Origin of the sequence: Aureispira sp. CCB-E (genome assembly GCF_031326345.1) — a bacterium.
Classification (GTDB): Bacteria; Bacteroidota; Bacteroidia; order Chitinophagales; family Saprospiraceae; genus Aureispira.
Window position 1 is genome coordinate 24752 of record NZ_CP133672.1, and the last position, 12431, is coordinate 37182.

The 12431-nt window shown below is 33.6% G+C and carries 14 protein-coding genes; 8 read left to right on the forward strand and 6 right to left on the reverse strand.

What is annotated here, in order from left to right:
• The first annotated feature begins 152 nt into the window (after positions 1-152).
• The 5 genes from QP953_RS28330 (at position 153) to QP953_RS28350 (ending at position 5127) form a co-directional block, all read left to right on the forward strand.
• Complete coding sequence (locus QP953_RS28330) at positions 153-1457, forward strand: RHS repeat-associated core domain-containing protein (protein ID WP_309555622.1); 1305 nt, start codon at positions 153-155, stop codon at positions 1455-1457.
• A gap of 4 nt (positions 1458-1461) precedes the next feature.
• A complete protein-coding gene (locus tag QP953_RS28335; RefSeq protein ID WP_309555624.1) occupies positions 1462-1809 on the forward strand; it encodes a hypothetical protein in 348 nt (115 codons plus the stop codon).
• Positions 1810-2032: 223 nt separating this feature from the next.
• The gene (locus QP953_RS28340) at positions 2033-3079 is read left to right on the forward strand and encodes a hypothetical protein (RefSeq protein ID WP_309555625.1); all 1047 of its coding nucleotides are present in this window, start codon (positions 2033-2035) and stop codon (positions 3077-3079) included.
• A gap of 7 nt (positions 3080-3086) precedes the next feature.
• On the forward strand, positions 3087-3542 hold the full coding sequence (locus QP953_RS28345) for a hypothetical protein (protein WP_309555626.1): 456 nt from the start codon (positions 3087-3089) through the stop codon (positions 3540-3542).
• 322 nt (positions 3543-3864) lie between these two features.
• Complete coding sequence (locus QP953_RS28350; RefSeq protein WP_309555627.1) at positions 3865-5127, forward strand: gliding motility-associated C-terminal domain-containing protein; 1263 nt, start codon at positions 3865-3867, stop codon at positions 5125-5127.
• Positions 5128-5675: 548 nt separating this feature from the next.
• Here QP953_RS28350 and QP953_RS28355 read toward each other — a convergent pair.
• Complete coding sequence (locus QP953_RS28355) at positions 5676-5849, reverse strand: hypothetical protein (protein ID WP_156039936.1); 174 nt, start codon at positions 5847-5849, stop codon at positions 5676-5678.
• Between the two features lie 251 nt (positions 5850-6100).
• Here QP953_RS28355 and QP953_RS28360 point away from each other — a divergent pair, with 251 nt between their 5' ends.
• Positions 6101-6757: an IS1 family transposase gene (locus QP953_RS28360; protein ID WP_309555628.1), complete on the forward strand. Its 657-nt coding sequence runs from the start codon at positions 6101-6103 to the stop codon at positions 6755-6757.
• Between the two features lie 172 nt (positions 6758-6929).
• On the opposite strand, the gene QP953_RS28365 is transcribed toward QP953_RS28360, so the two are convergent.
• The 3 genes from QP953_RS28365 to QP953_RS28375 form a co-directional block, all read right to left on the reverse strand.
• Entirely contained in the window at positions 6930-7601 is a 672-nt protein-coding gene (locus tag QP953_RS28365) for an IS3 family transposase (protein WP_309555629.1), read from the reverse strand.
• Complete coding sequence (locus tag QP953_RS28370) at positions 7595-7786, reverse strand: hypothetical protein (RefSeq protein WP_309555631.1); 192 nt, start codon at positions 7784-7786, stop codon at positions 7595-7597. Before QP953_RS28370 ends, QP953_RS28365 begins: the two co-directional genes overlap by 7 nt.
• Before the next feature lie 101 nt (positions 7787-7887).
• Positions 7888-8190 (reverse strand): hypothetical protein, encoded by a 303-nt coding sequence (locus QP953_RS28375; protein ID WP_309555632.1) that lies wholly within the window; start codon positions 8188-8190, stop codon positions 7888-7890.
• 586 nt (positions 8191-8776) lie between these two features.
• Between QP953_RS28375 and QP953_RS28380 the strand changes: the two genes are divergently transcribed.
• Positions 8777-9826: a DNA cytosine methyltransferase gene (locus tag QP953_RS28380; RefSeq protein ID WP_309555633.1), complete on the forward strand. Its 1050-nt coding sequence runs from the start codon at positions 8777-8779 to the stop codon at positions 9824-9826.
• 130 nt (positions 9827-9956) lie between these two features.
• The gene (locus QP953_RS28385) at positions 9957-10877 is read left to right on the forward strand and encodes a zincin-like metallopeptidase domain-containing protein (protein ID WP_309555634.1); all 921 of its coding nucleotides are present in this window, start codon (positions 9957-9959) and stop codon (positions 10875-10877) included.
• 147 nt (positions 10878-11024) lie between these two features.
• Here QP953_RS28385 and QP953_RS28390 read toward each other — a convergent pair whose 3' ends face one another.
• Both QP953_RS28390 and QP953_RS28395 read right to left on the reverse strand, forming a co-directional pair.
• The gene (locus tag QP953_RS28390) at positions 11025-11294 is read right to left on the reverse strand and encodes a hypothetical protein (RefSeq protein ID WP_309555635.1); all 270 of its coding nucleotides are present in this window, start codon (positions 11292-11294) and stop codon (positions 11025-11027) included.
• Positions 11291-11974 carry a ParA family protein gene (locus QP953_RS28395; RefSeq protein WP_309555636.1) on the reverse strand — a complete coding sequence of 228 codons (684 nt, stop codon included), beginning with the start codon at positions 11972-11974 and terminating at the stop codon, positions 11291-11293. Before QP953_RS28395 ends, QP953_RS28390 begins: the two co-directional genes overlap by 4 nt.
• Positions 11975-12431: the final 457 nt, after the last annotated feature.

Below are 12431 nucleotides of genomic sequence, written 5' to 3' on the forward strand. Positions count from 1 at the left end.
TCCCTTTTTTAATTTATATAGCTATTTTTTTCAACTGATATAATATCAATTGAAATAAAAAGCTATATCTTTAAAGCTGTACAGAGCGTACCACAAGGGTATGCAGAGGAGCTAAAAAATAGTGCGTAGAACATTACGAGAGTAGCAACCACTTGGGGAATGTACTCGTAACATTCAGTGATAAAAAGCTCGGGCAAGTTAATAATATCATTTCCACTTCAGCAGATTATTATGAGGCTATTGTAACCACAGCTTCTGACTATTATCCGTTCGGTTGGCAAATGCCGAATCGTAAATTGAACTCTGAAAATTACTCCTTTGGATTTAATGGGCAACTCCAAGATGCTGAATGGATGGGTGGGCAGTCTGTTGCTTTTGAGTTTAGAACGCAGGATCCTAGACTAGGAAGGTTCCTCAGCACTGACCCGTTGACAGCTATGACACCTTGGCAAAGCCCTTATGTTTTTGCTGATAATTCGCCTATTGCTAATATTGATTATCTTGGGTTAAAAGCAGGAGAACCTCGAGAAGAAACTGCTCCGCCTTTGGAGGCTCAACCTCCTGTAGAAATAAACCCCGTTAGTATTGCTCCTAGTGATATTATTAGTTTTGGGCAAATGGTTAATATTGTAGAAGATGCTAAAGATCCGCCTTTGAGGAGTAATCAAAGTAGTCCTAATGTCCAAGGTAATTCTTTTGGCTTTAATCAACAGTTAAATTCTGCCCAAAACTCTAAAAAGGATACATTGCCTGATGGACGCTATATTTGGGAAATGACAGAACATGAAAAATGGCTTTTCTTTGGAAATCCATTTGAAACAGAATGGGAGACTTGGCAGCGATTGCAAGAATTAGCAGAAAGCAACTTACCTGATGAACTTCATATTAGTTGGGCTGAAAGATTTTACTTAATAGGGCATCAATTTGGATGGGCATTGCCTACTTCTGGTGCTATGGTCGCCTCTAAAGCTAGTAAAATAGCCAAATCGACTAATGCAGGAAAGGTTTTTCAAGAATCAAGAGGAGCAGATGTAGTTGAAATTACTATCCATACATGGAATGCAAAACTTAGAAATAAAGTACCTATTATTGATAGTAAAGGCTATCATAGCGCTATACAAATTGGAGATGATATTTTTGACTTTAACAATGTAATAGGGGCAAATGGATTTGCTCATATATTAAAAAATAGTGTAGACCTTAGAAATGTAGCATTCTCAAGCAGCTTTAAAGTTTCGAAAAGCACAGCAGATTTAATGTTCGCATCTGCTAGTAAAAAAGTTTTAGCTGGAAGATTTCGTGTTTCAATGTTTGGTTTTTTTACAAATAATAATTGTGCAGCTTTTTGTAAAAGTACACTAAGAGCAGGAGGTTTTAGATTCTTTCCTAGTATTAGTTCTACACCTTTAGGTATTGGTTTAAAAACAAAATATTTATCAATTTTTAGCAAAAAATAAAGTTATGGCTTGTACTGTCCAATTTAAAGCTGAGAGTTTAGATTTAAATTTTTTTATTGAAAGGTTAATGCTGAATACAGGTATTAAAATAGACGTCAAACAATTTACAGAAAAAGGAGAGTATTGTTATTCGCTAAACCCTATAGGAAAATTCACATTTGGTCTAGACTCAGTTCTTATAAAGAGTAGAAATTCAGAATATAAACTTATAAGTACTAGAGAAGGTTATCTTTTTAATGAAGCAATCAATATAATTAATGAGTTACTTTCACTAAAAATACCTTTACCTAAAGGATATAAATCTACTAAATATAAAGAGTTAAGTTTTTTTGATAAAATAAAATTTAGATAAAAGGTATTTCACCGAGAGAGTAGCGATCTAGTATTACGTCCAGTAGCTTTTGTACCAGAGGCACAACTCCACAAAAAATAGCAAAAGGTTACACCTTGGGGAATGTTCTAGCCACTTTCTCAGACAAAAAGATAGGGGTAGATAACGATAACAATGGTATTGCAGAGTATTATGAAGCTATAGTCACGACAGCTTTAATGGGCAATTAACCGATGCTGAATGGATGGGCGGGCAAAGTGTTGCCTTTGAGTTTAGAACGCAGGATCCTAGACTAGGAAGGTTCCTCAGTACTGACCCGTTGACAGCTATGACACCTTGGGAAACTCCTTATGCTTTTGCAGGGAACAGTCCGATTGCGAATATTGACTATTTGGGTTTAAATCGCGAAGATGGAAAAGGGAATGATCCTAAAAAAGGAGAACCTCTTTTAGATGAAAAAGGAAATATAATTTTAGATGAAAAAGATGAGCCTCTTTTAGCAGGAGGTGATGGCATTGCTTCTATTACACCTAAATCAACCGATGAAGCTGTTAAAAAACAGAAAAACGTTCAAGTATTTACTAGAGAAGAGTTTGAAAAAGAAGCTATGCGTCATCATTTGGACTTACCAACAGATGAGGCTGCAGAGAAATATCGCGAATCACTTAGAAATGCGGGATATTCTAATTTAGCAGATGAGCTGTTTAAAGAAAGGATGATCCAAAGTATGCATAAAACACAATCTGAAGTTGGTTGGTTTGTTGTTACTTTTCCTACCTATTTTATGGGTATGCCTAGAGAAAGTGGAGCAGCAAACGCAGCTGAGGCTGCAACCACAATTACTTATGCTGGAGGCATGTCTGTTTCACAAACAATAGCTCTTCGATCTGGAAGGTATCTAGGGTCAAAAGGTTGGAATTTGGGGAAAGTAGGCCTAACAGATCAGCAAATGTTATCTTTAGCAAATTCTCAACCTGTGGAATTTGCATTAGTTTACACAATGGGAGCGGGAAAAAATGGAAGAGGAGGTTTTTATACACTTTATTCTGGCACTCAAACTGGTGTTTATCTTGGGGAACTTACTAAGCGAACTATTGTAATAGGACATACTCATCCTTATGGAGTTCGACTGATAGGTTCATCTGCAGATCACATTTTTATGAAAAAGTTGTTTAGTCTTGGTTCTCCTCAAAAATTCACTAAAATTTATGGTCATGGGCAAACCACATTTCAATCTTTCTCTAGATATATTGATTTAAAGACCAATAAACTTGTAACACCACCTCAATAATATATCAATGAAATATCAGTTTAATTTAGTATTAAGGAAGGAACACTTAAAAAACATTGCAGTTATTAAAGCACTGAGTAAAAAGCTAGGTAAACCAATTAAATTTATCCAAAGTCTCTCTATTGGTGAAAAAGCACCAATAATCTTTGATTATAAGTTTAATGATTATACAGAACTTGATGAATTTTGTACACTTTTGGAAAATAATGGAGTTACTCTTGATAATGTTTATTTATTGGAAGAAAAAGTGGGACTTAACAAGGATATATCAATGAATAACTTCAAGTATATTTTTGAAAATATTAATGATTATTATCTTGTAAGAAAAGCTAATGGTAGTTTTATATTATACGATCATAACAAGGGCTACTATCATTTTGACAATCATAATGTATTTATTAAATTGGTTGAAAATTTAATAAATGCAGGTATTAGAGTAGAACAAAGCACTCAACTAAAATAGTGTTCTAGCATTCGCTAATAGTTTCAATCACTAAAAATAAACTTATCCAAGAACTAGTTAACTCGACCATTACTCAAGCTAACTTTAATAATAAAAAAGTATTAGAAAATAGTTCTAGTAAAAATCAACAATGGAACTTCAAGTTAGATAAAGAAAGTATTGGTGAGTTTTTGAGTTCAGAGTACCATGCTATATTTGTTTTAGGAGAACACATGTTACTCTCTAATTGAGAGTATTTATAAATACCTCTTGATAAATCTAAATCAAGAGGTATTTTATATTTTACCTTATTTGCAATTGAATCATAAAAATGTATGTGTAAATGAAATACATTATTATACTTTTGGTTTTCATAGTTCCTGTTTTAAGTTTTGCACAAACCTTTCTAAATGGAGATTTTGAACTAACAACAGCTGTAGAAGATCAGATTAATATTTCTAATAACTCCTTTACTCGTCAAATGCCTCATACAGTAGCTTTTGGGCATAGAGAGAATATGGATATTATCAAGAGCAAAAAATATTGTGGGTTGGCTCAAAAAGGAGATTGGTTTGTGGCATTAACTTCAGATGGAACAGATATTATATCAATGGAGTTATCTTCTCCTTTGATTGCAGGAAATGAATATGTTCTTACATTTCATGATAGAGGCTGCTTAAAATATGGTCCTGTATCTTATACCCAAATCGGTATATCAGATACTATCAATCGCTTTGGAACATTGATTCATACAACCACAACACCTATTGACCAAATTTGGACGAGAAGAATTATTAAATTTATAGCGCCTATTAATGCTAACTTTATTACTGTTAAAGGGGAAGCAGATTCATTAGTTACCCCTGTATTACATTGGTTACAAGTAGATAACTTTTCTTTGGAATGTCCTAATGAGTTAAATTTAGGTGAAGATACAATACTTTGCGCACCAAGAACTATGAACATAGGCTTGAATACAACAGATGCTACTTATCTTTGGAATAATGGTTTAACAGATTCGATGCAAACCATTACAACTACAGGTTCTTATAGTCTTGAAGTCAAGCATCCATTTTGTAATACGTTAAAAGACACCATTTTTATAAACTATATAGAGTTTCCTCCTCATCCTTTTCCAAGAGACACAACAATCTGTTTAGGAGATACTTTAGAATTGGATGCAACGATTCCTAATGCAAGCTATCAATGGTCTGACTTATCTTCTCAAGCAATCAATTTAGTATCTGAAGAAGGGCAACATTTCGTTAATGTAACTATTGAAGGCTGTTTTCGAACTAGTCCTATATATATTGAACATAAAGATTGCTTTCCTCTATTGGAAATGCCCAATATTTTTACTCCTAATGGAGATGGACACAATGAATTATTCTACCCTAGAAAAGCAGAACGGATTTCAGAAGCTACTTTATACATATTCAATCGTTGGGGGCAAAAGCTATTTGAAACAAGTGATTTATCACAAGGATGGAATGGTAAATTCAATGGACAAGATTCTGTAGAAGGTACTTATTCTTGGGCTATTTCCTATTTGGATATTGAGGGTAATAGCTATAATGCTAAAGGTTTTCTTCAATTAATTCGCTGATTTAGTACCAACTTGTTTAATCCTATTCACATCAATCATACAACAAAGTTTTACATTTTATACTCATCTTCTGCAAAAAAATCTTTCAGTAAAATTCCCCAATAATTACAAATCGTCTATTTAAAGGCTATTAAGTAAACCCCAAATACAATAAGGCAGGTTTAGTAGGTAGGAACAAAACAGAGTATTGCAAAACATCATGAAGTTGGTGCACTGTACACAATATGAAAAGTTTCTGAAAACACCAATTATACTTGATCGGCTAATATATTGAAGCCCTATAAATCAATATAGAACCACCCTATAGATAATCCTTTATAGGATAATAAATTCGTTCTACAGCAGTACTTCTAAAGGCTTTGGGAATTGACTTTATCAAAGTCTTATTGATCTAAAGTAATACACTGATTCATTGACAAACTATTACGATTTTTGTTAGAAAGAAAAAGCAGAAAGTACAAAGTTGGTTATGTTGTGTAAAAGAGTTTGAAAAATAGAAAAACGCTTCTTTTTGATGCTCTTTCTTCTTGTCTCAAGAAATAGCAGTTCTAAAGAGAGAATAAGTAGGGAATGTCACCTATCAGAGTTTGTGGATCATTTAAGTAAGATCTTTTAAGCAAATTAATAATGGGTGGTGTTGCTTTGTCTAAAGCAACAAAAGCACCAGAACCAATTTCTGTACTTTCGGCATAAAGTGTTTGGCAAACTATAAGAGATTTCATAGGTCAGAAAATGAAGAATAAAAAAACGCACAAACATGTGCGAGAAAATTTTCTGACAAAAAGTAAGAGCAGGAATAATTCTACTCAAATACCTGCTCACACAAAATGCTTTTTTCTTCCCTCAAGCCTCAAATCTTCTACAATAAGTGTATCGTCCTGAAAAAAGTTGACACATCTTGTTTTTTGAACTGGTAGTGATGTAGATTGTATGATAAGTTAGAAAAAAAGACAATGAAGACTATATTTGTAAGATGTGTTCAATATCTATACAAATAAAATGTCCTCATTGCCACAATTCAAAGGTCGTTAAAAACGGGAAAAAAACCACAGGAAGACAAAACTTTCTGTGTAAGAATTGTGGCAAACAATTTCAAGCTGAATATTTATACCAAGGAGCAGATCCAAGTATGAAAGCCCAGCTACAAAGTTCTTTATTACATGGTAGTGGTATTAGAGATTGTTACAAAATATTTGGAATTAGTCCTAAAACTACTCTTCGATTTATATTAGAGCAAGGAGAAAAAATTAAAATTACTCCTAGACAAAAGAAGTATAAAAAAGTGCAAATTGATGAGTTATATTCCTTTGTGAATCAGAAAGGTAAAAAAGTGTGGATTTTCTACGTTTACGCTCCTGAGACCAAAGAAATATTAGCTGTAACAATGGGCAAACGTACAAAAAAGCAACTTCGATATTTAATGACACAATTAAAGTGTCTAGATATAGAAATTGAATTTTACTGTACAGATGCTTTTAAGAGTTTTAAAGAGGTCTTACCTTATTATCAACATATTATTGGTAAATCTTTTACTAAAGATATTGAAGGTATTAATACTCTTATTCGCTCTAAAATTGCACGATTTCACCGAAGAACTACCAAGTTTTCTAAGAAACTTAAGTATCAATAGCATTTGTTTAAAATTTTTGTCTTTTATTTCAATGAACTTCCATCATACATTTAACAACACAACCTTTGAACTATTCGGAAAAAGTCAATAATTTTTTTTGAAAAAAATCAATAAAAGCGAGAATTTTGTTTAGATGAAAGCTCCTTTTACCAAAAAAGGAGAGGAGTTTCATCTAAATAAAATGTGTATAGGTTTGTTCTTTTTCGTGTATAGCAGCAGGAGTTTGATAGGCTAAACTCAAGTGAGGCCGCAAGTGATTGTACAAACGGATCGCTTTGGCTATAGCAGCTTGTACTTCTTCGTAATTAAAGTAAAAATAATAAGACAAAAACTCTTCTTTGAGTGTCCTGTGTACTCGTTCTGCAAGTGCATTTTCGTAAGGATCTCCGTTTTCTGTCATAGAAATGCGAACCTTGTTTGCTTTCAATTTTCTAATGTAAGCGTTACAACAATACTGCAATCCTCGGTCGGAATGATGGATTAATGGTTGGCTTACATTTCGCTGTTTTAAAGCCTGCGACAAGGCATTTAATGGTCCTGCTGTTCCTAGATCTTCTCGCAGAGACCAACCTATAATTTTTCTAGAATAAGCATCTGTAATTAGACTTAAATAAGCAAAACTAGCTCCTAAAGAAATATAAGTAATGTCACTGACCCATAATTGGTTAGGTCGTGTCACTTTCAATTCTTTAATGATATTCGGATATTTCCTAAAACGGTGATAAGAAAAAGTTGTTCGCCTTGTTTTCTTTCGCTTGATTAGAAGATTATGCTCTGATAATAAATCAAATAGCTTATCTCTGCCCAATTTAATGTGATGTTGCCTTAGAAAATCACCTAGCAAATAATATAGTTTTCTGACACCACAGCGGGGGAGGTTCTTTCGGATTTTTTTACCTCATGAATAACCAATAAGGCTTGCATTTGTTGCCGCTCTGATCGTTGTATTGCCTTATACCACGCCTGTCTAGTCTTGCCAAACAATCCACTCATTTGCTTCACAGAAGCTCTTGAGCGGCTTTTTTTCACTTCTTGAACTGTTTGGCTCCAAGCTTTTTTCGCAGAGGTATGTCAAAATCCTCTTCTGCAATTTTTATCATTGTTTCATAGGTATAACTCTTTAGTTCTGACTAGTCTAACTGTTTCTTCAAAGCTGCATTTTCTTTTTCTAAGGCTTTGATACGATCTTGCATTGCTTTTTTCTCACTTTTCATTTTTATAGGCTTTTTGAGATGAATTTTTGATGGAGTGTATTGTTTCTCCTTGATTTTACGATACCAACAGTTCAACTGTTGCAACATTTTTTTATCAACTCCATACTCTTGACGAATACGCCGTTCATCTTTGATACCTGAAAGCCAGTATTCTACGACTTTTTTTCGAGTTAAGACACTTAGTTTTCTTTTGGGTTGACTTTTACTAATAGCATACATTCTATTGATTTTTAAGCTTTTATAAAATATTGATTAAACTAGTTAACTTATTTTAGGACTAAATACTTAGTTTTCTTTTTAGTTATTTTTACTAGTGTTACACATTTAACTTATTTTCAATACTTTATAAACTAGAAGTCAATCTATTTCAGTACCATTCAATTTTACCTATAATCTTTCTTATGTTAAATAAAAGTCTTCTATTACATACCTTCCCTCCAAAATAGTCGTATATATATATATGGTGATTCCATTTCATGCAAGATTCCTACTCTATTCATAAATCGGAATTGTTACTTTTTACTTGGCAAAGAGCAATGAATGCCTACACTAGTAAAGACACCTCATTACAATTTCGAGCTAATCTTTATTTACGAGTTAACATCGTAATATCTCCAAGCCCTTCTAGCACACAGTTCCAATCAATGGTGGGATAACAACACTGCCTATTATGGAACTGATTATAGATTAGTCTGCAATGGGGTGTCACAGTTGTTGTTATCCTGTTTTTGTAGAAGGATGCCATTTTCTTTTTCGGCAAAGAAGACTTTTATGCTAAGCTCCCAAACGAAGTCGTTCAAATAAAATGACTTTCTTTTTATTTAAGCTAACCTCCTTCTATGTGAAGGGGGATATTTTGTTGTTTTTCTACATGAATGTCATTTCTCTCTTTGCAGGTGTTGGTGGTTTTGATTTGGGTTTTAAAAATGCTGGATTTACCATAATCTGGGCAAATGAAAGAGAGAAAGACATTTGGAAAACTTATCGTTACAACCACCCCAAAACAATCCTTGACAAAAGAGACATAACCTATATCCCAGCTCATGAAATCCCCAACTGTGATGGCATTATTGGAGGTCCACCCTGTCAGAGTTGGAGTCAAGCAGGGTTGGCAAAAGGCATACAAGATATACGTGGACAACTTATTTATGAGTTCATTCGCATTGTGAAAGAAAAACAACCTCGCTTTTTTGTGATGGAGAATGTCAGTGGATTACTTCAGAGAAAGCATAAAACAGCCTTTATAAATATCTGTAGCACTTTCAATCAGATTGGGTATACACTCAGCGTAAAAATGCTTAATGCCGCAGACTATGGAATTCCACAGGACAGAAAAAGAGTATTTTTCGTTGGTTTCCGAAAAGACCTTGGTATAAGGTATCAGTTTCCCACCCCCTTTCCTTCTAAAGTCACACTTCACCAAGCAATAAAAGACCTTCAAACAAACGTTCTGTCTGGAAAAGCAAACAATCACTCTAACAAGGAACGATGCGTTATTCCCAATCATGAATATATGACAGGGGACTTTTCTTCCCGTTACCTTTCTCGAAACCGTGCCCGAACATGGAACCAACAAAGCTTTACCATTCAAGCAGGTGGAAGGCATGCTCCTATTCATCCACAAGCTCCAAAGATGATCCAACAAACAAAAGATACATACACCTTTTTACCACAAAAAGAATCGCTCTATCGTCGTTTAAGCATCAGAGAATGTGCTCGAATACAAACATTTCCAGATAACTTTCTCTTTTTCTATGACCGCTTAACAACGGGATATAAAATGGTTGGGAATGCTGTTCCTGTCCAACTTGCCTTTGTCATCGCAAAAAGCATTCAAAAGCAATTATTAGAGTAGAGATAGACTTCAATCATTTTCTTTTCGCCCTCCCTCCTATCTATGCTATCATCCGATTACAGTTCTCTTTTCGAGGGCTGTTTTTGCTATTTCACATTCCCACCACATTTTTTATCAAAACAACGATGATATGCAAAAAAATAAAAAGAATGCTTTGGATACAGATGTGTATCAAGAAGTAACCGATAAACTTATCCAATTACTTGAAAACGGTACCATTCCTTGGAAACAACTGTTCAAAACTTCTGAATACGGATTTGCCCAGAACTTCTTCACCAAACACCAATACACAGGAATCAATTGGTTCTTGCTCAACTTTATCGCAGAATATGAAGTGCCGTATTACTTGACTTGGAAACAAATTCAAAAATTAGGAGGAAAAATCATTAAAGGTTCAAAAGCGGAATACATTTATTACGTCAATTTTTATTGTACAAATGAAGATGGAAAAAAGCTTTCTGCTACAGAGATACGAACGGCGGAAGAAAATGGAACTCCAATTCAAAAACGTCCTTATTTAAAGCGATATACTGTTTTTAATATCAGTTGCATTGAAGGCATTGAATGGGAAAAGCCAACTCTTGAAAAACAAGAGATTCGGCCAATTGAGCACTGTGAATCACTGCTTGATGCAATGGAAGAAGCTCCTAAAATTCTATTTTCATCTGAAAATAGAGCTTACTATGCACCTCTTCTAGATTATATCAATATGCCTAATCTCCAACAATTTGTAGCACATGGTGCTGAAGCTTATTACAGAGTTCTCTTTCATGAACTAATTCATTGGACTGGGCATCGTTCTCGGTTGGCACGAAAAGGAATTCTCCAGATGAAGCAAAAAAATAAAATGATTTACGCTGAGGAAGAATTAATAGCTGAACTTGGGGCTTGTGTTCTTGCTGCTTTGACAGGAATTCAGAAGGAAAATCTTTTGCACAACTCCGCAGCTTATTTACAATCTTGGTTAGCTTGTATGAAGGAGGATAAACGATTTATTTTTCGAGTCGCTCCACAAGCTGAAAGCGCTGTCAAATATATTCTTGGCAACTAAAATATAAACTTATTTATTCTAATCTTGGTGGAGTGGAAGTAACTTAGAGGCTGTTCTTTTGGACAGTCTCTTTTTATAATACTTGTTTATTTCAAGGGGGGTATAAATGATCCCCCCTACCAGTCTATTATTCTTCGTTAAGAATAGCTATTCCGTATTTTTCTCAAAATAAGCTTCCAAAATACGCTCTAATAAATCTGTAATAGTCATATCTCTATTAAGAGCAGTGCGTTTTAGTTCTTTAATTAGTTCTGGGCGTAGTTGTGTTCCAAACTTCTTCCTTTCTATTTTTCTAGAAATATTATTTTCTTCTAAAATAGAATCCACATCATTAAACATAGCTTCTACTTTATCTGGCGTTGGCAAATCTTTATCCAACATTCCTGCTAACTTTTCGCCTCTTCTTTTCTTGCTCATAATTCTGCTGTTTTTATTAATTCATTCAACCAACATCTAAAATTCCGCTTTGCAGTATCACTTGATTTATTAGAATAAATACTCTTTAAAGTATCTGCATCCATAAAAGCCGTATAAAATCCTAAATTATTATCTAGCACAGACACATACTTTTCAAATGCCTCTAAATCTTCTCTTGCATCTCTATATCTTGTTCTCCCCTTGATATACATATTTACAAACCCTATCATTGTAATTGGTCTCATCTTATTGCCTTCTCTTTTTTGAGAAACTTTTAGAGCAAATTTTACATAATCAAAGGTAGACTCCAAAGAGAAGTTTCCTGCCTGAAAAGGAATCATTAGAACATCTACATAAAACAAAACTTTTTTGGTAAAATCATCTAATCGCCCAGCTACATCTACAAAAATATAATCATGTGTAGTTCGTGCACGTTGGATAATTTCATACAGACGATCTATGTCATTAAGACAAGATATGATTTTATAGCTAGGCTCTGCATCTAAATCATCTCCTAAATCATCATTTCTAAATTTAACCAGACTTTGCTGGTCATCAGCATCTATAACTAAGATTTTTTTATTGAAGGGTGCTTGGCTTAATGCTGTAGCTGTCATCATTGTCAAAGTAGATTTGCCTACCCCTCCTTTTCGATTCCCAAATACAATAACTTTTGCCATGTGGATAAATTGGTTTTAAGAAGATTTCTAGAAAAATAGAAATCTATAAAATTATTTAAAAAGATTTCTTAAAAATAAGAAATCTGTATTAGATCTAAAATTTATTTCCTTATAATATCTTTGAAAGGTGTTTTTCTTTTTTGAATCTTAATTTCTAGAAATCGAGATTTATTTTTTTCTATTCTCCTCTCATCAGATTTAATCCTTTTGCTCAAAGGTTCTTAAAACATGTATAAACTAGAACAATAGTTCGTTGAAAAACTTTATTAGTTTGATAATCAGTAAGTTATAGTTTCATTGCGTTTCATGTTAAAACCCTGATTATCAAACTAATATAAATGTGCTTTTTTATCTTTTTGGTAAAAAAGTAAAAAGCAACGAACTACTACTAGAATATACAAGTGAATTTATTTTATTACTCTAGTTACCTAGAAGTCTTCTTTTCCAGAAAAGAAGA